At 41.5% G+C, this 22,442-nt stretch carries 20 protein-coding genes; all 20 read right to left on the bottom strand.

All coding sequences use genetic code 11. The features are described from left to right. Window positions 1–33: 33 nt before the first annotated feature. The 20 genes from ribF to ACWF5P_RS19150 all read right to left on the bottom strand — a co-directional run bounded on the left by ribF (window position 34) and on the right by ACWF5P_RS19150 (window position 22,403). Window positions 34–984, bottom strand: a complete 951-nt coding sequence (gene ribF, locus ACWF5P_RS19245) for a bifunctional riboflavin kinase/FAD synthetase (protein WP_452445177.1) — start codon at window positions 982–984, stop codon at window positions 34–36. Window positions 985–1,017: 33 nt separating this feature from the next. Next, complete coding sequence (gene truB / locus ACWF5P_RS19240; protein WP_434169091.1) at window positions 1,018–1,938, bottom strand: tRNA pseudouridine(55) synthase TruB; 921 nt, start codon at window positions 1,936–1,938, stop codon at window positions 1,018–1,020. Window positions 1,939–2,107: 169 nt separating this feature from the next. After that, on the bottom strand, window positions 2,108–2,467 hold the full coding sequence (gene rbfA / locus ACWF5P_RS19235) for a 30S ribosome-binding factor RbfA (RefSeq protein ID WP_101224680.1): 360 nt from the start codon (window positions 2,465–2,467) through the stop codon (window positions 2,108–2,110). Between the two features lie 17 nt (window positions 2,468–2,484). Beyond that, window positions 2,485–2,766: a DUF503 domain-containing protein gene (locus ACWF5P_RS19230; protein ID WP_101224679.1), complete on the bottom strand. Its 282-nt coding sequence runs from the start codon at window positions 2,764–2,766 to the stop codon at window positions 2,485–2,487. Continuing rightward, on the bottom strand, window positions 2,763–4,913 hold the full coding sequence (infB, locus tag ACWF5P_RS19225) for a translation initiation factor IF-2 (RefSeq protein ID WP_101224678.1): 2,151 nt from the start codon (window positions 4,911–4,913) through the stop codon (window positions 2,763–2,765). Before infB ends, ACWF5P_RS19230 begins: the two co-directional genes overlap by 4 nt. A 19-nt stretch (window positions 4,914–4,932) precedes the next feature. Continuing rightward, on the bottom strand, window positions 4,933–5,238 hold the full coding sequence (locus tag ACWF5P_RS19220; RefSeq protein ID WP_034313614.1) for a YlxQ family RNA-binding protein: 306 nt from the start codon (window positions 5,236–5,238) through the stop codon (window positions 4,933–4,935). A 4-nt stretch (window positions 5,239–5,242) separates the two neighbouring features. Next, complete coding sequence (rnpM, locus tag ACWF5P_RS19215; protein ID WP_061462443.1) at window positions 5,243–5,518, bottom strand: RNase P modulator RnpM; 276 nt, start codon at window positions 5,516–5,518, stop codon at window positions 5,243–5,245. A 16-nt stretch (window positions 5,519–5,534) separates the two neighbouring features. Further along, the gene (gene nusA, locus ACWF5P_RS19210) at window positions 5,535–6,665 is read right to left on the bottom strand and encodes a transcription termination factor NusA (protein ID WP_076366463.1); all 1,131 of its coding nucleotides are present in this window, start codon (window positions 6,663–6,665) and stop codon (window positions 5,535–5,537) included. Between the two features lie 43 nt (window positions 6,666–6,708). Next, on the bottom strand, window positions 6,709–7,182 hold the full coding sequence (gene rimP / locus ACWF5P_RS19205; protein WP_048684765.1) for a ribosome maturation factor RimP: 474 nt from the start codon (window positions 7,180–7,182) through the stop codon (window positions 6,709–6,711). A 193-nt stretch (window positions 7,183–7,375) separates the two neighbouring features. After that, window positions 7,376–11,698: a PolC-type DNA polymerase III gene (locus tag ACWF5P_RS19200; protein ID WP_427574124.1), complete on the bottom strand. Its 4,323-nt coding sequence runs from the start codon at window positions 11,696–11,698 to the stop codon at window positions 7,376–7,378. 166 nt (window positions 11,699–11,864) lie between these two features. Beyond that, entirely contained in the window at window positions 11,865–13,565 is a 1,701-nt protein-coding gene (locus tag ACWF5P_RS19195) for a proline--tRNA ligase (protein WP_434169090.1), read from the bottom strand. 266 nt (window positions 13,566–13,831) lie between these two features. Beyond that, complete coding sequence (gene rseP / locus ACWF5P_RS19190) at window positions 13,832–15,100, bottom strand: RIP metalloprotease RseP (protein ID WP_101224674.1); 1,269 nt, start codon at window positions 15,098–15,100, stop codon at window positions 13,832–13,834. A 7-nt stretch (window positions 15,101–15,107) separates the two neighbouring features. After that, the gene (dxr, locus tag ACWF5P_RS19185) at window positions 15,108–16,268 is read right to left on the bottom strand and encodes a 1-deoxy-D-xylulose-5-phosphate reductoisomerase (RefSeq protein ID WP_434169089.1); all 1,161 of its coding nucleotides are present in this window, start codon (window positions 16,266–16,268) and stop codon (window positions 15,108–15,110) included. Between the two features lie 43 nt (window positions 16,269–16,311). Continuing rightward, entirely contained in the window at window positions 16,312–17,109 is a 798-nt protein-coding gene (locus ACWF5P_RS19180; RefSeq protein WP_260357096.1) for a phosphatidate cytidylyltransferase, read from the bottom strand. Between the two features lie 25 nt (window positions 17,110–17,134). Further along, complete coding sequence (locus ACWF5P_RS19175; protein ID WP_101224672.1) at window positions 17,135–17,908, bottom strand: isoprenyl transferase; 774 nt, start codon at window positions 17,906–17,908, stop codon at window positions 17,135–17,137. Window positions 17,909–18,307: 399 nt separating this feature from the next. Then, a complete protein-coding gene (frr, locus tag ACWF5P_RS19170) occupies window positions 18,308–18,865 on the bottom strand; it encodes a ribosome recycling factor (RefSeq protein WP_101224671.1) in 558 nt (185 codons plus the stop codon). A gap of 3 nt (window positions 18,866–18,868) precedes the next feature. Further along, a complete protein-coding gene (gene pyrH, locus ACWF5P_RS19165; RefSeq protein WP_034313639.1) occupies window positions 18,869–19,591 on the bottom strand; it encodes a UMP kinase in 723 nt (240 codons plus the stop codon). 125 nt (window positions 19,592–19,716) lie between these two features. Beyond that, a complete protein-coding gene (gene tsf / locus ACWF5P_RS19160) occupies window positions 19,717–20,601 on the bottom strand; it encodes a translation elongation factor Ts (protein ID WP_101224670.1) in 885 nt (294 codons plus the stop codon). 295 nt (window positions 20,602–20,896) lie between these two features. Continuing rightward, complete coding sequence (gene rpsB / locus ACWF5P_RS19155) at window positions 20,897–21,610, bottom strand: 30S ribosomal protein S2 (RefSeq protein ID WP_034313644.1); 714 nt, start codon at window positions 21,608–21,610, stop codon at window positions 20,897–20,899. A gap of 154 nt (window positions 21,611–21,764) precedes the next feature. Next, a complete protein-coding gene (locus tag ACWF5P_RS19150; RefSeq protein WP_434169088.1) occupies window positions 21,765–22,403 on the bottom strand; it encodes a hypothetical protein in 639 nt (212 codons plus the stop codon). Window positions 22,404–22,442 lie beyond the last annotated feature (39 nt).

Here is a 22,442-nt window from a genome sequence, read left to right as displayed (position 1 = left end):
CATGTTTTTCATTAAAATTGCAAGTCTTGTCTTTTATCCTTCAAGCTTTGCAAAATAGGCTATGGCATTTTGCTTATCCGTTTCGATCTGAGCGACCAATGCTTCAAGTCCGGAAAATTTCTGCTCACTCCGAAGTCTTATATGCCACTCAACCGAGACTTGGTTGCCATAAATATCTCCCGAGAACTCCAAGGCATGAACCTCTACAGTCGGATATTTAGGTTTTTCTTCGTGGAATGTAGGTTTGTAACCGACATTGCAAACCCCTTTATACCATTTACCGCTTATTTTGATCCTGACGGCATATACGCCGGCAGCAGGAAAAATATAATCATCACCCACATCAATATTAGCGGTGGGGAAACCCAATTTCCTGCCCCGCTTTTCACCGTGAACGACATGACCTTTCGTTAAATAGCGGCGGCCAGCCAAATGATAAAAGTCGGTAAAGCTACCGTTACCGAGAGTTTCCCTGATTCTCGTCGAGCTAACCTTTTCATCTTCAATTGTCTGTTTTGCGACGACTGTCTGTGAAAATCTGCCCTGTGCATAAACAGGCAAATCTTCCATCGATCCTTGACCATAGCGACCGTAGGAATAATCAAAGCCTGCAACTATGTGACGGACATTCAGCCCGGCAATGTATTCGTCAACGAACCGCTGCGGCAGAACCGAAGCAAATTCCTTGCTGAAATGGACAATGAATAAATAATCTATCTCCATCGACTCTATGATATCCACCTTATCTTCAAGTGGAGTGATATAGCGGATATTTTCCGTTTTCCTACCCAGTACTGCAGAAGGATGCGGGTCAAATGTCATTACTGCTGACTTAAGATTCATTTCATCGGCTTTTTGCTTGGCGGTCTGAATAACAATCTGATGACCTTTATGTATACCATCAAAAAATCCAAGCGCCATTACAAGCTCGGGAAAATCATCCGAATTAAATTGATGAGGATGCTCTATTGCGATCACTTTCACCTTTCAATCTCCTCTTTCCGACGGTAAAACGGTCTATAATTCTTGTGCCAATACTTTTACAGGTTTAATTAATCCCTCTTTTGTCGGATGTATTTGATAAATGGCAATGGCCTTATCTGCTGGGTCGACCATAACAAAAGGCATCCCTTTATCAACAACAACATCCTTTGTTTGTTCCAATACCGCACCGTTAAGTACTTTCTTTGCTACTTTATCACTAATCTGAAATTTGGGCAAATGAAATAATCCCCGTTCCAAAGGCAGCAGAAATTTATCCGTTTGTCCACTTTCCATGAAGTCTTCCACTTCAGCAAATGTGAAACAATCCTCCTGCTTAAAACCTGCTGATTCAATACGTGTCAAGTCTGACATATGGGCAGGAAAACCCAATTCTTCCCCCATCATGACTGCAAGCGTCCGAATATACGTTCCTTTGCTGCATTTGACGCGAAACCGAAAAGAGATGGTTTCCCCTTTAAATTCAGAACGATCATCGAGAAGATTAATATCATAAATGGTGACCTCCCTTGTCGGCCTCTCCACTTCCACCCCTGCACGGGCATATTCATATAACTTCTTCCCGTTTACCTTTACTGCTGAATACATTGGCGGCGTCTGTTCAATCTTTCCAGTCAGTGATTCCAGCACTTCCAGAATCCGTTTACGCTGAATCACTTGATCAACCTTTTTCTCTTCCACTTTTTCACCGCTTGCGTCTTCAGTTGTCGTGGAAAAACCAAGGGTCACTTCCCCTTCATACGCTTTACCGGCTTCTGTCAAATATTCGGCTATCTTGGTTGCCCTGCCAATACAAATAGGTAAAACCCCTGTTACATCAGGATCTAAAGTACCTGTGTGCCCAACCTTTTTAGTCTTTAGGATCTTTCTTAATTTAAAAACACAATCATGGGATGTCAATCCCTTGGGTTTCCATAATGGAAGAATACCGTTCACGCTTTCACCTCATCATTTATAAAACACCCTAAATTACTATCATAAAGCAAAATGAATTCCCATTTCGATAGGTGTTTTTCGTTTTTTTACATATCCATTTTTCAAAAAAAAGAGACCGACTTCAAGAAGTGCAAAGCACTTATTGAGTCGGCCTCCTTTTACTGCTTGCTTATTCCTCGTCTTTTTCAGCCGGTTTATTGATTTGGGAAATCAACGACTCGATACGATTACCATAATCGACCGATTCATCAAATTCAAAAAACAGCTCAGGGGTTTTGCGAAGGCGGATCCGCTGCCCAATTTCTGAACGCATGAATCCTTTCGCCTTAGCTAGACCTTGCAGGGTTTTCTCCCTTTGTTCCTGGTCACCCAAAACGGAAATATAAACTGTTGCCTGTTGTAAATCGCCTGTAACCGCGACATCCGTCACAGTAACAAATCCGATTCTTGGATCTTTAATTTTTCGGCCGATAATTTCACTCAGCTCTTTTTTCATTTGTTCGCCAACACGATTTGAACGAAGGCTCATAATATCACCTCGATAGCCTAAAGCCAGTCTATATCTGTTATTGTTCGCTCTAGTTCCGGAAAAGAATCTAGAAATTTAAGGGCATTTTGAAGTTCCCGTTCAGTAGCCTTCCGTGAGGATGTTACGGTAACGATAGTAATCGTTGTCCGCTGCCATAAATCCTGAAAATCGGTTTCTGCTACAGAAATATTGAACTTCTGCTTAAGCCGTGTCATGACACGCTGAAGCACGGCCCGTTTTTCTTTCAAAGAATGGGTGTCATGGATGATGCATTCACATTGGACAGAGCCAACGATCATTTACGTTCAATCTCTTCCATAACATACGCTTCAATTACATCGCCTTCTTTAAGGTCGTTATAATTTTTAATCGTAATACCGCACTCATAGTTCGTTGCCACTTCTTTTACATCATCTTTAAAGCGTTTCAATGCATCAATTTCACCTTCGAAAATGACGACACCTTGACGAATTAAGCGAATTCCGCTGTCACGAGTGATTTTTCCTTCTGTAACGTAAGAACCGGCAATCGTACCAACCTTGGATACTTTGAAAGTCGTACGGACTTCAGCCTGACCGATAATTTTTTCTTCGAATTCAGGGTCAAGCATCCCTTTCATAGCTGACTCGATCTCTTCGATCGCTTTATAAATGATGCGGTGAAGGCGGACATCAACATTTTCTGATTCAGCTGCACGCTTCGCATTCACGTCAGGACGGACGTTGAATCCGATGACGATTGCATTCGAAGCTGTAGCAAGGATGATGTCAGACTCTGTGATAGCACCGACGCCAGTGTGTATGATTTTTACTTTAGCGCCTTCCACTTCTATTTTATTCAGGGAAGCGGCTACTGCTTCCGCAGAACCTTGAACATCAGCCTTTAAAATGATGTTCAATTCTTTAATTTCCCCTTCTTTCATTTGTTCGAACAATGTATCCAGGGTTACACGGGATTTTTCATTACGTTGTGAAGCAAGTTGCCTTTGTGCACGCACTTCCCCAACTTGACGGGCTGTTTTCTCATCTTCAAAGACGATGAAACGATCGCCGGCCTGTGGCACTTCGTTCAATCCTGTGATTTCAACCGGTGTTGATGGACCTGCATCCTTAACACGGCGTCCAAGATCGTTAACCATAGCACGGACACGTCCGAATGTATTACCGATAACAATCGGATCGCCGATTTTCAACGTTCCGTTTTGAACTAGCAAAGTGGCAACCGATCCGCGCCCTTTATCCAAACGTGCTTCGATGACAGTTCCATTTGCTTTACGAGATGGATTAGCTTTATACTCTTCCACTTCACTGACAAGAAGAATCATTTCAAGCAAGCTGTCGATGCCTTCACCGTTTTTAGCTGAAATTGGTACGAAGATCGTATCTCCTCCCCATGCTTCAGAAACTAAACCGTGCTCTGTCAATTCTTGCATGACACGGTCCGGATTGGCAGCTTCTTTATCCATCTTATTGACAGCGACGATAATTGGAACTTCTGCCGCTTTAGCATGGTTGATCGCTTCAATCGTTTGAGGCATAACGCCATCATCCGCAGCGACGACAAGGATGGTGATATCGGTAACTTGTGCACCGCGGGCACGCATTGTTGTAAACGCAGCATGGCCTGGTGTATCCAGGAATGTTATTTTCTTATCGTTAACTTTAACTTGATAAGCACCGATATGCTGAGTGATTCCGCCTGCTTCGCCTTCAGTTACTTTTGTATGGCGTATAGAATCAAGCAATGTCGTTTTACCATGGTCGACGTGACCCATGATCGTCACGACAGCCGGACGTTCAATCAAATCTTCAGAAGCGTCCTCAGTTACAAGTGATTCCAGGTCTGTTAGGTCGATACGAATCTCTTCTTCGGCCACTACACCGTATTCCGCACAAATCAATTCAATTGCATCTTTATCCAAAGTCTGGTTGATTGTTGCCATAACACCAAGCATAAAGAGTTTTTTAATGATTTCAGAAGGTTCACGGTGAAGTTTTTTTCCAAGTTCCATAACCGTCAAAGACTCATAAAACGTAATTTTCTCAGGAAGTTCCCTTTCTTTACGTTTTGTTACAGGTGCCTGAGGCGCTTGTTGTCTTTGTTTATTATTTTTATTCTTGTTATTGCGACCTTTGTTGAACTGACCTGTTGGTTTTTTCGTCCCTACAGGTTTAACTGGTGGTTTCTTCTTCAGTTTTTCTTTATTGACTGTGCTCTTTTCATCCGCCTCAGCTTCGTACTTCGCAACCGTAGCGTTAGCTTTTGGTTCTTGGCTTTTATCTTCGTTTTTAGGTTTGATTGAATCGTTTAATTTATTTACAGTTGAATCGTCTAATGCTGTCATATGGTTTGTTACCTCTATATTCATTTCTTTAAGTTTATTTATTACATCCTTGCTTGAAACGTTCTTTTGTTTTGCATATTCATATACACGCAATTTTGTCATACGTTCACCCCCGTAAAATTTAATCGAGCAGCGTTCGGAGTTTTTGTGCAAAACCTTCATCCAGAACTGCGACGGCAACTCTAGCATCCTTGCCTATCGCATGGCCGAGCAATGACCTGCTTTCGACTCTTTTTAAAGGAACCTGATAAAATGCGCACTTATCAGATATTTTTTTTTCAGTGTTTTTTGAAGCGTCCGCGGATAAAATAACAACTTTGGCATTACCGCTTCTAATCTCTTTAACCACTAATTCTTCACCCGAAATTAGCTTGCGTGCTCGATTGGCCAAACCTAATAGAGACATCCATTGTTGTTGTTGGGTCATGGTGTTAGTTTTTCTCCTTATTCACTAATTCAAGCAATTGTTCATAAAGGGAAGAATCGATTTGGGTACTAAGGTGATTAGCCAGCACATTTTTCTTTTTGGCCAGCTCGATAACATCCCGATCAAGAGTCAAATAAGCTCCCCTTCCAGATTTCTTTCCGGTAGGATCAAGGCTGACTTCCCCTTCTTTAGATCGAACGATGCGAATGAGTTCTTTCTTCGGCTTCATTTCGCCTGTAGCCACACATTTACGCATCGGGATTTTTTTTCGGCTATTCATCTTTTTTCACCTCGAATTACTCGTTATCCTCTTCGAAATCTGTTTCCTCTTCAGTAACATAACTATCTCTGCTCAAAAGGAATTCCTGTTCTTCCACAGGATAAATACCAGCTTCGCGGGCTTCCGTTTCACTCTTGATATCAATTTTCCAGCCTGTAAGCTTGGCAGCTAAACGGGCATTTTGTCCACGCTTACCAATTGCCAGGGAAAGTTGATAATCCGGAACGATTACAGTCGTCGCCTTTTCCTCTTCTTTAACAATAACTTCAAGTACTTTTGAAGGGCTTAAAGCATTCGCAACGAAAATGACCGGATTCTCCGACCATTTAACGATATCGATTTTTTCACCTTTCAATTCATTGACGATGGCCTGGACACGCTGTCCTTTTTGACCTACACAAGAACCGACTGGATCTACTTCTTCGTTATCGGAGTGCACGGAGATTTTTGAACGGTCGCCTGCTTCGCGGGCAACTGACTTAATTTCTACTGTTCCATCAAAAATTTCAGGCACTTCGATTTCGAATAAACGTTTTAAAAGGCCAGGATGTGAACGGGATACAAAAATTTGCGGGCCCTTGGAAGTCTTTTCAACTTTAGTGATGAAAACTTTAATGCGATCATGTGGCTTATACTGTTCATTCGGCATTTGCTCATTCACCGGGAGCAAAGCTTCGATTTTACCTAGGCTCACATAAATGAATCGGGAATCCTGGCGTTGAACGATACCAGTCATGATATCCTCTTCACGATCGATGAATTCGGCATAAATGATGCCCCGTTCCGCTTCACGCACCCTTTGAGTAACGACTTGTTTTGCTGTTTGTGCAGCAATACGGCCGAAATCCTTAGGTGTTACTTCCATTTCGACAATATCCTCTAACTGATAGTTGGGATCAATTGCTCTTGCTTCTTCAACAGAAATTTCCAGACGTGAATCGAACACTTCGTCAACAACGTCTTTTCTGGCAAATACACGCATAGTCCCTTTACCAAGATTCAAGTCGATACGAACATTTTGTGCTTGGTTAAAGTTACGGCGATATGCCGATATAAGGGCAGATTCAATCGCGTCGATCAAAACCTCCCTGGAAATTCCTTTTTCGTTTTCTAAAATATAGAGAGCATCCAATAACTCATTGCCCATGGTGATCCCCCTTACGGATATTTAAATTAATGATTTGCTTGACTTAAGCGAAGGTAATCGCCAATCTTGCTTTCGCTACCTTTTCGAATGGTATGACGATCGTTTTCTTTCTTGTCTTGATTCTGACTTCGAGTGTCACTTCTTCACCATCGAAACTGGTTAAGATTCCTTCGAATTCTTTTTCATCTAAAATGGGCTCGTATGTTTTTATGTAAACATTTTTACCGATAGCATTAAGGAAATCCTTCTCTTTTTTCAGAGGCCTTTCAGCTCCGGGTGATGAAACTTCGAGAAAATAATTTTGTGGAATCGGATCAACCTCATCAAGCTTTTCACTGAGTTTTTCACTCACATTTCCGCAATCATCAATATCTACGCCTGTTTCTTTATCAATGTACACTCGAAGGAACCAGCTTTTACCTTCCTTCACATACTCCACTTCGACTAATTCAAGCTGCAATTCTTCAAGAATTGGTAATGCTAATTCCTCTACGACTTCCGTTACCTTTTTACTCATTTGTTTCCTCCATACGTGCGTTGTATGCGCTTGGTTTCGGATTCAAAATTAAATGGTCAATACAACACGAAAGAGTGGGTTTCCCCACTCTTTCCATTGGTTCCTCTTAGTATTTCCAATAAAAATATACCATAATCAAGATATTTATGCAAATATCATGTCTGTTTCTTCCTTTTTGAAATCAGTTTCCCCTTTAAAATAATGATAACTGATTTTGTTCAGGCAATGATTCCAGACAGCCTTGTTTATCAAGGTATTCAAGGATGGTCTTTGAAACCTTCCCACGTTGCTGAAGGTCTTCTTTGGAGAGGAATTCACCATTTTTCCGTGCATTGACAATATTGATCGCCGCATTCGTCCCAAGACCCGGTATCGAATTGAAAGGCGGTATCAAAGTATTTCCTTCAATTAAGAATTGATCTGCACTGGATTTGTACAAGTCAACTTTAGCGAAGGAATATCCGCGTTCACACATTTCCAAAGCAAGTTCGAGAACCGTCAATGTATTCTTTTCCTTGGTGGATGCATCCAATCCCTTTACCATGATTTCTTCCATCTTTGCTTTGATGGCCTGCGATCCCCGTGTCATGGCGTCGATTTCAAAATCATCGGCACGCACTGTGAAATAGGCTGCATAATACAATAAAGGCAGATGGACTTTAAAATAGGCAATCCGGACAGCCATCAAGACGTAAGCTGCAGCATGGGCTTTCGGGAACATGTATTTAATCTTCTTACATGAATCGATATACCATTCCGGTACCTCATTTTTCCTCATTTCCTCTTCGAATTCCTCAGAGAGCCCTTTCCCTTTACGAACAGATTCCATGATTTTAAACGCCAGGGAAGGATCAAGACCTTGATAAATCAAATAGACCATAATATCATCCCGGCAGCCTATAACCTCACTCAGTGTACATATCCGGTTGTGAATCAGTTCCTGTGCATTGCTCAGCCATACATCCGTACCGTGGGAAAGCCCCGAAATCTGAACAAGTTCGGAAAATGTCGTAGGTTTCGTATCTTCAAGCATTTGCCGGACAAAACGCGTACCAAATTCCGGGATGCCAAGCGTACCCGTTTTACACATGATCTGTTCCTCGGTAACTCCTAAAGATTCAGTGCTGCTGAATATTTTCATTACTTCCGGATCATCGGTAGGAACGGTCTTTGGATCGATGCCGCTTAAATCTTGAAGCATCCGGATTACAGTCGGATCATCGTGTCCAAGTATATCAAGTTTCAAAATATTATCGTGAATGGAATGGAAATCAAAGTGAGTAGTTTTCCACTCGGAATTCCTGTCATCCGCAGGGAACTGAATAGGTGTGAAATCATAGATATCCATATAATCCGGAACAACGATGATTCCGCCCGGATGCTGTCCTGTCGTCCGTTTCACACCAGTACAGCCGGCAACAAGGCGATCAGTCTCGGCTCCACGCATATGGATGTTATTATCGGAGGAATACCCCTTTACATATCCATAAGCCGTTTTTTCGGCGACCGTACCAATCGTCCCTGCACGATATACATATTCTTCACCGAATAAGACCTTCGTATAGTTATGGGCCTTCGGCTGATATTCACCGGAGAAGTTCAAGTCGATATCGGGAACCTTATCCCCTTTAAACCCAAGGAAAGTTTCAAACGGGATATCATGCCCGTCTTTTGTATAAGCAATGCCGCAATCGGGACAGTCTTTATCGGGCAGGTCAAACCCGGAACCTACAGAACCGTCATTGAAGAATTCGGATTTCTTGCACTCCGGACATACATAATGCGGCGGAAGCGGATTTACCTCTGTAATTTCAGTCATGGTGGCAACGAAAGATGATCCAACCGACCCCCTTGAACCAACTAGATAACCATCATTCAATGATTTTTTAACAAGTTTGTGAGAAATTAAATAAATAACGGCAAAACCGTGGCCAATGATGCTTTTCAATTCTTTTTCAAGACGGGCTTCCACGATTTCAGGCAGGTTCTCTCCATAAATCTTTCTTGCCATGCCATAACTCATTTCACGCATCTCTTCATCTGCACCTTCAATTTTAGGTGTGTATAACTCATCCTTGATTGGCTTGATTTCTTCAATCATATCAGCGATTTTATTCGTGTTGGTCACCACGACCTCTTTGGCTTTCTCGGAACCGAGGAAGGAGAATTCCCGCAGCATTTCATCTGTTGTCCGAAAATGTACGTCAGGCAGCTTATGACGATTCAGCGGATTGGCGCCGCCTTGTGAATTCACAAGGATTTTGCGGTAAATTTTATCATTCGGCTCCAAATAATGCACATTTCCCGTGGCTACGACTGGCTTATCCAATTTTTCACCAAGCTTGACGATATTGGAGATGATCGTTTCTAATGATTTATCATCCCGTACATATTCAAGCTCAATCAAATGCTGATACACTTCCTTCGGATGAATTTCAAGATAATCGTAGAATTCGGCGATATCGACGACTTCCTCAAAACCCTTCTGCATCATCCCTTCAAAAACTTCCCCTTTATCGCAACCCGATCCCACCAAGATTCCTTCACGATACTTTTTAAGTTGTGAGCGCGGTAACCGGGGCACACGATAGAAATAATCGATGTGTGATATTGAAATTAATTTGAATAGGTTTTTTAACCCAGCCTGTGTTTGCGCGATCAGTGTACAATGTGACGGCCGGGAACGCTGATAAGCATTTCCTTTACCCATATTGTCATTAAGTTGATCATGATGGGTAATCTCCTTTTCCATTGCATCCTTCAGCATCTTCAGCATAAGGTAACCAGTAGCTTCGGCGTCATAAATGGCCCTATGATGCTGGGTCAAATCAATATCGAACTTTTTACATAATGTATTTAACCGGTGATTTTTAAACTCTGGATATAGGAAACGGGCAAGTTCCAATGTATCAAGTACTGGATTGGAAGCTTTAGGATAACCCAAGTTTTTATAACCTATATTCAAAAAGCCCATATCGAAGGCTGCGTTGTGGGCAACCAGGATTGCATCGCCTGCCCAGTCCTTGAACTTTTCCAGTACTTCCGAGACTTCTGGAGCATTTTGTACAAGATCATCAGTGATTCCAGTCAATTCTATCGTCGTATTGGATAGTGGGTGATGCGGATTCGCAAATGACTCGAATCGATCAATGATGTCACCGCCACGAATTTTCACTGCAGCAAATTCAATGATCGTATCATAAACAGCTGACAGGCCTGTCGTCTCTACGTCAAACACAACATAGGTGGCATCTGCCAAAGCGATATGCGCCTCATTATAAACAATTGGTACACCATCATTTACAAGATTCACTTCTACGCCATAAAGGATTTTGATACCATTCTTTTTCCCGGCACTATAAGCTTCAGGAAATGATTGTGCTCCCGCATGATCTGTAATGGCCACAGCCTTATGTCCCCACTTTGCAGCCTGGGCAACAAGCGCAGAAGTAGGTGTCACTGCATCCATCGAGCTCATTGGGGTATGCATATGCAGTTCGACACGCTTTTCCCCTTCTGGAGCCTTATCCTGCCGTCCTTGTTTAGAAATTTCATTTATATCATTTGCGATCATTACAAGGTCACGTACGAATGTATCATTTTGAATGCTGCCTTGGGCACGTACCCACATCCCTTTTTTCACTCGGGCAAGTATGGCGGCATCTTCTTTATCACGCGAAAACATTTTGACCAATATCGAGCTCGTATAATCGGTGACTTTAAAGGTCAGCAGGCTTCGTCCGCTGCGTAACTCACGCACTTCTGCATCAAATACGAAGCCTTCGATGGCAATCCTGCGCTCTTCATCGATAATCTGTTCGATTCTGCGGAAATCCGCATCTTCTTTAATCGTATAGCCAATTTTAACCGGTCCTTCGTAGACGCCATCGTCGCCGCCTTTTTCCGATTCTTTCTTCTGCATTTCCACTAGGGCGGCAAGTCCCTTTTCCGCGTCTTCCTTTTGTTTCTCTTCTAAAAACTTCTGGTAATCAGGATTCGAAACCGTTTCCTTCACTTCCGCTTCAAGTGTCAACGGAGGAAAACCGAATGTTTGGTAGATATTCGAAATGATGCCGGAGTATTTGCGTTTTAACTGACCAGCCTCCGTATCATTTCGGGCGCTTACGATAAGCTTATATCCATTCACCGTTGGCACTTGTTCATTCAGAAGTGATAAAAGTGCTGGAGACATGCCTTCAAGCTCGCCAATGCAGTTTTTCCAATACTCTATCACCAATTGTTCCGTCACCTGCGGATTGGCCACATTCAAGTTGAATGTGACCTTTGCAATATGGGAAAACGTACTTGCTAGATGAGTAGCAAGTCTTGTATGAACACTGCAAGGAATTAATGCAGGTATATTAAAGGCAAAATGCCATGTTTTGGACTCCCTCTCGATCGAGAGTTTATCAATTTCGGCACCTATGAAATAATTCACAAAGGCATCCTCAGTCAAGTCCATTTGCTGGAGCAAGAGTTGAAATCTCTCTCTACCGCTATTTGGATTTTGATCCATTCCCTCTCTCCCCTATCTACTATCTCTTTAGATATTATTCACTATCATTTTCGTTTTTGATATCAGAGGCTATTATAACATATCATGAATGTTTCACTAGTATCCAAATCCATGAAAAGGAAAGGCATCATCCAATTGAATGATGCCTAATTCCCCTATTTTTAAATTACCCCAATATTTCGTGAAGCTTTTGAGTTAATTCAGCTCTTTCAATTTCAAGAACCTCACCCGTTTTACGGATTTTCACTTCGACGATTCCGTCGGATGCCTTTTTACCTACAGTCACCCTGACAGGAAGACCGATCAAGTCGGAGTCTGCGAATTTCACGCCCGCACGTTCTTGACGATCATCCATTAGAACTTCCATGCCTTGTGCCTTTAACTCATTATATAAATCTTCTCCCAGGGCAGCCTGAGAATCATCCTTCATATTTATTGGAATCAAATGGACTTGGTATGGCGCTAAATTCGCTGGCCAGACCAATCCTTTTTCATCGTTGAATTGTTCAGCAACAGCTGCAAGTGTACGGGAAACCCCAATACCATAACATCCCATGATCATTGGCTGCGACCGTCCATTTTCATCTAGGAATGTCGCATTCATAGCTTCGGAATATTTAGTTCCTAGTTTGAATACGTGGCCTACCTCAATCCCTTTGGCAAATTTGATTTTTCCGTTTCCGTCCGGTGATGGGTCACCCTCTTGGATGAAACGTAGATCTATATAATTGGCCACGTTAAAATCACGAGCGGGATTTACGTTCACATAATGGTGGTCTTCCTCATTTGCACCACAAACTCCATTAACCATGGCTTCGACGGCAAAATCCGCAATCACTTCAACCTCAGAAGTGACATTGATTGGTCCGAGAGATCCAATTGTACATCCTAAGACTTCCTTCGTCTCATTTGGATCGACCAAATCAACGATTGAAGCGTTATAAAAATTCTTCAGCTTAATATCATTGACCTCATGATCTCCTCGTACCAAAACAAGCACATACTTTTCATCCACTTTAAACAATAACGATTTTATTAGTTTCTCTGCATCGGTATTCAAGAATGATGCAACTTCTTCAATCGATTTTTGGCCAGGTGTATGAATTTTTTCAAGTGCACTTTGTTCTTCGGAGCTTTTTTCATAGTTTACACTCACAGGTGCCATTTCAATATTAGCTGCATAATCGGAAGTATCCGAATATGCGATGGTATCCTCCCCTATGTCAGACAGGACCATGAATTCATGTGTATCTTTACCACCCATCGCCCCAGAATCGGCAATGACGGCACGGAAGTTCAACCCACAACGGCTAAATATATTGGAATATGCCGCATATAAATTTTTATAAACAGCATCCAGGCTTTCTTGATTGGCATGGAAAGAATAAGCATCCTTCATGATGAACTCACGTCCACGCAGCAATCCGAAACGCGGTCTTTTTTCATCACGGAATTTGGTTTGGATTTGGTAAACCGTTAATGGAAGACGCTTGTAGGACTTCACCTCATCACGAACTAAGCTGGTTATCACTTCTTCATGTGTGGCACCAAGCGCAAATTCACGGTTGTTACGATCCTTAAGACGCATCAACTCTGGACCATAGGTATACCAGCGACCAGATTCCTGCCAGAATTCGGCTTGTTGTAAAGCCGGCATCAACAATTCTACTGCACCAGCATTCTCCAGCTCTTCCCGAACGATCGCCTCAACCTTTTGAAGCACCTTTTTTCCAAGCGGCATAAAACTATAAACACCGCTGGAGTTTTGTCTCATAAATCCTGCACGTAATAGCAGCTGATGGCTTTTGATTTCAGCATCTGCAGGCACTTCCCTCAATGTAGGGATCAACGTCATACTTTGTTTCATATCTGCACCTCTTCAATATTTCCTATAAATTACTTGCAGCTACGGTAAATTTAATACCGCAACATTAATACGGTCATTTCATACAAAAAAGACTTTCCGAGTTATTCAGAAAAGCTAATTTAATATACTCATTCTCGATTATACTTACGATTTCCCTAGAAAACAAACAATTTCCCCAAAACGGTTAAAAAACTAGGAAATCCTTCAGATAAGAAAACGGCCAACAGATAATTCTGCTGGCCTGTTTTGCGTTATCCAAACATGTCTTACAGGAAGAAGCGCTGGATGTCATTCCAGGTAACGACAATCATCAATAACATCAGCAAAGCAAAGCCGATGAAGTGGACCATTCCTTCTTTTTGACGATCGATCGGTTTCCCTCTCAAGAATTCGACCACAAAGAATAACAGTCTTCCTCCATCCAATGCCGGTAGCGGAAGCAGGTTCATGATTCCCAGGTTAATGCTGAGCAGCCCTGCCCATTTCATTAACGTGAATAAACCTTGTTTCGCCACTTCCTCAGTTGATTTATATATTCCTACAGGACCAGATAAACTGTCGATCGTAAACCCACCCGTTACGAGGTCACCAAGGATGATGAAGATTTGTTTTGTCCAAAAATACGTTTCTGTAAAACCATATTGTATAGCTTTAATCGGTGCTTTTTCAACTGGAGGGTAGACACCGATAATCCCGATTTTCTTCCCTTCCCTCTCCACTTCTTGCGGAACAACCGGAACTTCTAATGTTTTCCCGTCCCTATCAACGACGAACTCGATCTCTTGCCCAGGGTTCTTTTGAATGCTTTCCTGAACATCTCCCCAAGTGGAGACTTCCGTCCCTTCTATGGATTGAATGACATCCCCCGATTTTAAACCGGCATTTACTGCCGAGCCGTCCGGTGTCAATTCACCAAGTTTCGCTTCATCCACCACGACTCCTTGAAACAGGCCGATCAATACAAAAATGACAAAAGCCAAAACGAAATTCATTGCCGGTCCAGCTACAATCGTTAGAAAACGGTGCCCAAGCGACTTTGAGGCAAATTGCCGGTCAAAAGGAGCTATCTGGTTCTCTACACCATTTTCAACAATCACCGCTTCTTTATGAATGGCAAACGTTTTTAATGTTTCTTCCTCGCCCTCTTCATAACCAGTAAGGATCAGTTTATGATCAAGGTCGATCACTTCAACTTCCACAAGACGAATATCAGGATATTTATCTTTATTGTTCAAAATGATTTTTGTAACATTCTCTTCATTATCAAACATTAATCCCACTCGATAGCCGGGCTTCAATTCTATATTCTCTGCATCTTCACCAGCCATACGGACGTACCCGCCAAGAGGAAGCAATCGAATGGTATAAACGGTTTCCTTCTTTTTATATGTGAATACTTTTGGCCCGAAACCGATTGCGAACTCACGGCATAAAATTCCTGCTCGCTTAGCAAACACTAAGTGCCCAAGCTCATGGAAAAATACTAGAGCTCCAAAAATGATGATGAACGCTATAATCGTTTCTAAAGTCTGCATGTTCCGGTCACCTATCTTTCACTAAAGATTCTATATACTGCCTTGTCATATGATCGACTTCCTGAATCGTTTCTAAATCTGGAAGGGCTATGACGGAATGCTGATTCAGCGCTTTTTCAATCAATGTTTCAATATCAAGGAAGGTTACCTTTCCAGATAAGAATGCAGATACTGCGGCTTCATTGGCGGCATTCAGCACAGTAGTCATCGTTCCGCCCATTTTACCCGCTTTATAAGCGAATTGCAAACAAGGATATCTGGTGAAATCCATATCTCTAAAATGCAGTTTGCCTGCTTCAGCAAGGTTAAGCCGTTTGCGCCCTGCCAGCGGAATACGGTCTGGATAAGTAAGCGCATATTGTATAGGCACCCTCATATCCGGTGTCCCCAGTTGTGCTATCACGCTGGAGTCATGAAACTCAACCATGGAATGGATGATGCTCTCCTTATGTAGCAATACATCAATTTTATCGTAGGGGAGATCGAATAGCCAGTGGGCCTCAATTACTTCCAATCCTTTATTCATCATTGATGCCGAATCGATCGTGATTTTGGCTCCCATTGACCAGTTCGGATGGTTCAGTGCCTCTTCCACCGTTACATCCTTCAATTCTTCCCTGGTTCGATCTCGAAAACTGCCTCCTGAAGCAGTAATGACAAGTCGTTCTATATTTTTTTCCTTTTCACCTTGCAATGCCTGAAAAATAGCGGAATGCTCACTGTCAACCGGCAGCAGTCTAACCCCCGCTTTTTTTGCTTCACTTATGACCAAATGACCTGCCGTCACCAAAGTCTCCTTGTTGGCGATCGCAATATCCTTTTTAGCCTTTATTGCTTGAAGTGTAGGATATAGACCCACGCTTCCGATTACAGCATTGACCAATATCGTCGCTTGACCATAAACGGCAACAGCAGTCAAACCCTCATCCCCATACATGAACTCGATATCTTTGCGGCTGGAGAATTCACTTTTCAAAACATGATAATCTTCTTCCGTCTGTACTGAAACCAGTTTCGGTTCAAACTCTTTTATATAAGTCCTGACCAATTCTATATTCTTTCCAGCAGAAAGCGCCACGATCTTGAATTGATCTGGATGGGACCTTACTACATCCGCTGTTTGTTGACCAATCGATCCTGTCGCGCCCAAAAGGCTGATATTTTTCAAATTGTTCATCTCCTAATTCAGATAACACTTGCCTATATTTATATTATAAAACGTGCAATAAATGCAGAATCGGTAAAATGAATATCACGCTATCAAGCCTGTCCAAAATCCCACCATGTCCCGGGAGAAGCGTTCCTGAATCCTTGACGCCATAATGACGTTTATACGCCGATTGGACGAGATCGCCCAATTGGCCGAATACCCCAATGATTAATGAAATCAATAATAATTGTAATAACGTGTAATCCAGGCTGGAGAAGGCGTAAAATAGAACCCCCACTACCATCGCGGAAAATAACCCGCCGATAAACCCTTCCACCGTCTTGTTTGGACTTATTTCTGGCCATAGCTTTCTTTTACCAAGTGATTTACCTATGAAGTATGCCCCGGAATCGGTTGCCCAGATCGTAAATAGGGTAAGCAGGATATAGATCAGCCCCAACCCCAATGAGTCACGTGTTTCAAATAGGTAATAGAAGCCTATCCCCAAGTATAGGATTGAAATCACTAGAAAGCCTGCGTCATCAAAAGTAAAACGGTTTTTTGAAACGACTGTATAAAGCAATAGCAGCAAAACACCGATTAAAAAGACTTGAACTTTATCGTAATTTATTTCTGCTAAAAAAGCAGTATGCTCATTAGGCAATAAAAGCACCCACAATAATATGTAGGAAAGAAATGCTTCAAAAGACAGTACACGTAACTTTTTCATTTTCATCAGTTCATACAAACCAATTGACCCTAACAGATATACCGTCAGTAAAAAGGGAGTGCCCCCTAAAATGACTAGTGGAATGAAGATAGCGGCAACTACGACCGCCGTAATAATTCGTTGTTTCATTATTCCATTTTCCTCGCCTTCTACATTAAACGCCACCGAATCTTCGTGAACGCTTTTGATACTCCTCAACTGCCTGCAATAAATGCTCTTCACTAAAATCCGGCCATAGCACCTCAGTAAACCACAGCTCAGTATAAGCCGACTGCCAAAGCATGAAATTACTTAAACGGATTTCACCGCTTGTACGGATCAGTAAATCAGGATCCGACAAATGTTTGGTCATCAGGTAACTGGATAGCATTTCCTCAGTTACATTTTCCTTTATTATACCATTCTTAGCATCTTCAATGATGCTATTCACTGCAGATACAATCTCCCCACGGCTTCCATAGTTCAGGGCAAAATTCAGAATCATCCCATCATTGTCTTTCGTGTCCTCCATGGCCCGTTTAACGGCACCTTGAGTATGTGACGGAATGAGTGACAAGTCCCCTATCGTTTCAACTCTTACATTTTCTGAAATGAGCTCTGGTAAAAATGTCCCCAGAAATTCCTGGGGAAGCTTCATCAAAAAGTCGACTTCACTTTTCGGACGTTTCCAATTTTCAGTGGAAAACGCATAGACTGTCAAAGTTTTGACCCCTAATTTATTGGCAACTTTCGTAATTCTACGAACGGTTTTCATTCCTTCATGATGACCCGCCACACGTGGCAATGCACGCTTTTTGGCCCAACGGCCGTTTCCATCCATAATGATGGCGATATGCTGAGGAACATCAAACTGTTTAATATGCTGAATCCTATTTGTTACATCGGAAGAAGCATCTTTTTTAACGAAACGCTTCCAAAGTGAATACATATGTTAGTCCCCCATCAGGTTGTACTTATCTCTCTACAAAGGCAAAGTTTTCGTGCACTATGTATATCAAGCTTTCTGCCGCTTAAAAAGAATCTATATTATAATATCAAAAAAAAACTGGTTCTCATATTATTTATATGAAAATTATTTCTTCATTAGAAGCTAGAAAGGGAGAAATCATTACTTCTTTTTTTCTAAAACCGGTTATGATTACCATGAAAAATGCAAAAAAAGGACCACCTCCAACGTTTGCATGCAACATACTAACTCAAGGAGTAATCATTATCGGAGAAACCTTATTATAACAGTTTTCTCCTTTAAGCACACCTATATGTTAGAACCAAGACATGACCCAGTATGGATTCGGCCCTCTTTATTTAATCAATTCTTCAGTGGGAATTATACTTCCATAATTTCTTTTTCTTTATCTTTTGTAATTTCATCAATTTTCGTGATGTTGCCATCTGTCATCTTTTGGATGTCATCTGCATAGCCACGTAAATCATCTTCAGTGATTTCACCACTTTTTTCAAGCTTTTTCAAATCATCATTAGCATCGCGACGAACATTACGGACAGCTATTTTCGCTTCTTCCGCTTCTTTTTTAACGACTTTCACAAGCTCTTTTCTGCGCTCTTCCGTTAGAGCTGGGATGGCAATCCTGATGACCGATCCATCATTAGAAGGATTTAATCCCAAGTCTGATTTCAAAATCGCCTTTTCGATTTCACCCAAAACCGTTTTATCATATGGTTGAATGACTAATAGTCTAGCTTCCGGGACAGAAATTCCTGCCACTTGATTTACTGGTGTCGGCGATCCATAATAATCGATCGAGATTCTATCAAGCAATGAGGCATTTGCCCTTCCGGCACGGATGCTTGCTAATTCACGTGTGTACGCTCCAATGGCTTTTTCCATTTTCGTTTTCGCATTCGAAATAACTTGTTTCGGCATCTTTTATTTCCCCCTTACAATAGTACCAAGCGTTTCGCCTAATACGGCCCGTTTAATATTACCTTTTTCCATGATCGAGAAGACGATCAATGGAATATCATTGTCCATGCATAGTGAGGACGCAGTTGAATCCATTACTTCTAACCCTTCTTTAATCACATCAAGGTAGGAAAGTTTATCATACTTCACCGCATTTTTGTCCTTAACCGGATCTGCATTGTATACGCCATCCACATTATTCTTCGCCATCAAGATGACATCAGCTTCAATTTCAGCAGCACGCAGGGCGGCAGTGGTATCCGTTGAGAAGTATGGATTACCTGTACCAGCTGCAAAAATCACCACTCTCTTTTTCTCTAGATGCCTGATAGCACGGCGTCTAATGTATGGCTCAGCGACTTGCCTCATCTCAATGGAAGTTTGCACGCGCGTTTCAATTCCAAGCTGATCAAGGCTGTCTTGTAATGCCAATGAGTTCATGACTGTAGCCAGCATCCCCATATAATCGGCATTAGCACGATCCATGCCCATTTCACTGCCTATTTTCCCGCGCCAAATGTTTCCGCCGCCGACAACAACAGCCACTTCTACATCAAGCTCAGCCACTTCCTTGACTTGTTCAGCAATAGATTTAATTACTGCAGGGTTAATTCCAAATCCTTCTTCACCGGCTAATGCTTCGCCACTTAGTTTTAAAACGACACGTTTATATTTAGCGTTACTCATGAGAACCTCCAACTATGTAATCTTTTCATTCGTTCATCATGCTTTCTTGCAATACTACCAAAAATTCATGACATTTCAAAAAATAGGGAACACCAGAGTGTTCCCCATTATTAATTATCTGACAATTAGTCTTTTTTAACTTGGTTCATTACTTCTTCAGCAAAGTTTTCTTGACGTTTTTCAAGACCTTCCCCTACTTCATAACGAACGAATGATAGGATTTTTCCGCCTTTTGATTCAACGAATTGTCCCACTTTTTGATCTGGGTTCTTAACGAAAGCTTGTTCGTTTACGCAGATTTCTTCGTAGAATTTATTGATACGTCCCTCAACCATTTTTGCAACGATTTTTTCAGGTTTGCCTTCATTAAGCGCTTGTTGAGTAAGAACTTCGCGTTCGCGTTCTAATTCGCTAGCATCTACTTGGTCGCGAGAGATATATTTAGGGTTGATTGCAGCGATATGCATTGAAACGCCTTTAGCTGCCTCTTCGTCAGTTGTACCTTCAAGAACTGATAGTACGCTGATACGTCCACCCATGTGAAGGTATGCACCAAATGCGTCGTTATCTGTTTTAGAAACAACTTGGAAACGGCGTAGAGTTAATTTTTCCCCAATTTTAGCAACTGCAGCATTGATATGATCTGCTACTTTTACTCCATTTTCCATTGTTTGCTCAAGAGCTGCTTCAACGCTTTCAGGTTTGTTAGCAAGAAGGAATCCAGCCAATTCTTTAACAAGAGTTTGGAATCCTTCGTTTTTAGCAACGAAATCAGTTTCTGAGTTCACTTCAAGGATTACCGCTTGGTTTCCTTCCACAACGATTGAAGTTAGACCTTCAGCAGCAATACGGTCGCCTTTATTAGCAGCTTTTGCAATTCCTTTTTCACGTAGGAAATCGATTGCCTTTTCCATATCGCCTTCTGTTTGTACAAGTGCCTTTTTACAGTCCATCATACCGGCACCAGTTTTTTCACGCAATTCTTTAACTAATTGTGCAGTGATTGCCATAATATATATCCTCCTCAAATTAAATGCAGTTTATTCAATCTTTACCCATTATTGCCAAAAAATACTTGTTATCATCAAACAAAATAACTAGTCTTGACAATATTTCTGAAAAAACATCCACTTACTCAGTCAATATGACGGAACATTTTCATCCCTGAAAAATCGCCCATACCTTTTTAAAAAGTCATTACGTACAGTGATTTTATGTATGCTTATTTAGTGCAAAAAAAAGGGATAAAAGGCATTATCCTCTTATCACCTTTTTTCTTACTGAATAAGCAACCTTTTTTACTTATTAAGCAGTAGTTGTTTCAGTTGCTGTTTCTTCGCCTTGTTTAGCTTCTAAGATAGCATCTGCCATTTTACCTGTTAATAATTTAACAGCACGGATTGCATCGTCATTCGCAGGAATAACTACATCGATTTCATCCGGATCACAGTTTGTATCAACGATACCAACAAGTGGAATGTGTAATTTGTGTGCTTCCGCAACAGCGATACGCTCTTTGCGAGGGTCGATAACGAAGATCGCATCTGGAAGAGTCTTCATATCTTTAATACCGCCTAAGAATTTCTCTAAGCGATCCCATTCTTTTTTAAGTTGGATAACTTCTTTTTTAGGAAGTACTTCGAAAGTTCCGTTTTCTTCCATTTTTTCGATATCTTTAAGACGAGCGATACGTTTTTGGATTGTTTCAAAGTTTGTTAAAGTTCCACCTAACCAACGTTGGTTTACATAGTACATACCAGAACGGATAGCTTCTTCTTTAACAGATTCTTGAGCTTGTTTTTTAGTTCCAACGAAAAGAACAGTACCACCGTTAGCAGCTAGTTCTTTCACGAAGTTATAAGCTTCTTCAACCTTTTTAACTGTTTTTTGAAGGTCGATGATGTAGATGCCGTTACGCTCAGTGAAGATATATTTCTTCATTTTTGGGTTCCAGCGACGTGTTTGGTGTCCGAAATGTACACCAGCTTCAAGCAATTGTTTCATAGAAATGACTGACATTTTAGTTCCTCCTAAATGGTTTTGTTTTTCCTCCGCACCGATCATTTTCATACAGAAACTGTCATAACAGCACCATCTGCAAGAATCACGGGGCGTGTGTATTAACACCATTTCATAATATATCATAATGGCTCTGCACAATCAAGAGATAACTTTATCTATTCATGCGAAACTTTAGTAATAGCTCTATCTCGGTTTGACCGCAACCTAACTTTTTGGCGATTTCCTCTACAGAATGTCCTTGATCCGCTAACATATCCACTTTTGAATTTAATGATCGTTCATTTAACGAAGCCTGCAGCATGTCCGAAAATTCCATGCCAGCCGGCTTCCCTTCGTTTTTAGGAGAAGCGACTGCCGATGAAAGCTCCAATTTGTCCTCGACTTTTACTGGTAAAGCATTGGTTTCATTTTTTTCAGGCATAATTTTATAGGCGTTGATTGCCTGCTTTTTAGCACCGGCACGGCTTCCCTCTTTATACTCTAGCAGCATGTTTTGTTCCTGTTTTTCTTCTTTATCTTCCTTTGTTTCTTTGATCGAGCCATGTACTTGACCTTTTTGACCATGCTCGTGATTCATTGCCACCGAATTGGTGAATGCCTTTACCAATGCCTCATTATCCTCTTTCATCTCCATTAAATAACCAGACAAAAGTTGTTCCATTTCTCCAATGATGGCTTTTTGGTCTTTTTCCAACTTACTTAAACGATTTTGCCGAAGATATAAAACGATGATGGCGAAAATGGTGAATATGTTTAATACAAACAACAGAAATATAAAAAACGCTGTCATGTTGCCTCCTAATTAACCGGAATAGTCAATCTGTTGCTT

It is taken from the genome of Peribacillus sp. NPDC055009 (genome assembly GCF_053608705.1).
Note: the sequence above shows the minus strand (reverse complement) of the source record. Positions and strands in the feature narration are given on the sequence as shown.

What these genes read in the sequence shown, in the direction of transcription:
- ACWF5P_RS19230 (WP_101224679.1), bottom strand. Translation starts at nt 2,766, where the DNA reads ATGATCGTTGGCTCTGTCCAATGTGAATGCATCATCCATGACACCCAT.
- rimP (WP_048684765.1), bottom strand. Translation starts at nt 7,182, where the DNA reads ATGAGTAAAAAGGTAACGGAAGTCGTAGAGGAATTAGCATTACCAATT.
- nusA (WP_076366463.1), bottom strand. Translation starts at nt 6,665, where the DNA reads ATGGGCAATGAGTTATTGGATGCTCTCTATATTTTAGAAAACGAAAAA.
- frr (WP_101224671.1), bottom strand. Translation starts at nt 18,865, where the DNA reads ATGCCGAAACAAGTTATTTCGAATGCGAAAACGAAAATGGAAAAAGCC.
- pyrH (WP_034313639.1), bottom strand. Translation starts at nt 19,591, where the DNA reads ATGAGTAACGCTAAATATAAACGTGTCGTTTTAAAACTAAGTGGCGAA.
- ACWF5P_RS19220 (WP_034313614.1), bottom strand. Translation starts at nt 5,238, where the DNA reads ATGACCCAACAACAACAATGGATGTCTCTATTAGGTTTGGCCAATCGA.
- ACWF5P_RS19195 (WP_434169090.1), bottom strand. Translation starts at nt 13,565, where the DNA reads ATGAAACAAAGTATGACGTTGATCCCTACATTGAGGGAAGTGCCTGCA.
- rpsB (WP_034313644.1), bottom strand. Translation starts at nt 21,610, where the DNA reads ATGTCAGTCATTTCTATGAAACAATTGCTTGAAGCTGGTGTACATTTC.
- ACWF5P_RS19200 (WP_427574124.1), bottom strand. Translation starts at nt 11,698, where the DNA reads ATGGATCAAAATCCAAATAGCGGTAGAGAGAGATTTCAACTCTTGCTC.
- ACWF5P_RS19150 (WP_434169088.1), bottom strand. Translation starts at nt 22,403, where the DNA reads ATGACAGCGTTTTTTATATTTCTGTTGTTTGTATTAAACATATTCACC.
- infB (WP_101224678.1), bottom strand. Translation starts at nt 4,913, where the DNA reads ATGACAAAATTGCGTGTATATGAATATGCAAAACAAAAGAACGTTTCA.
- rbfA (WP_101224680.1), bottom strand. Translation starts at nt 2,467, where the DNA reads ATGAGCCTTCGTTCAAATCGTGTTGGCGAACAAATGAAAAAAGAGCTG.
- tsf (WP_101224670.1), bottom strand. Translation starts at nt 20,601, where the DNA reads ATGGCAATCACTGCACAATTAGTTAAAGAATTGCGTGAAAAAACTGGT.
- ACWF5P_RS19175 (WP_101224672.1), bottom strand. Translation starts at nt 17,908, where the DNA reads ATGTATTCACTTTGGAAGCGTTTCGTTAAAAAAGATGCTTCTTCCGAT.
- rnpM (WP_061462443.1), bottom strand. Translation starts at nt 5,518, where the DNA reads ATGAATAGCCGAAAAAAAATCCCGATGCGTAAATGTGTGGCTACAGGC.
- rseP (WP_101224674.1), bottom strand. Translation starts at nt 15,100, where the DNA reads ATGCAGACTTTAGAAACGATTATAGCGTTCATCATCATTTTTGGAGCT.
- ACWF5P_RS19180 (WP_260357096.1), bottom strand. Translation starts at nt 17,109, where the DNA reads ATGAAACAACGAATTATTACGGCGGTCGTAGTTGCCGCTATCTTCATT.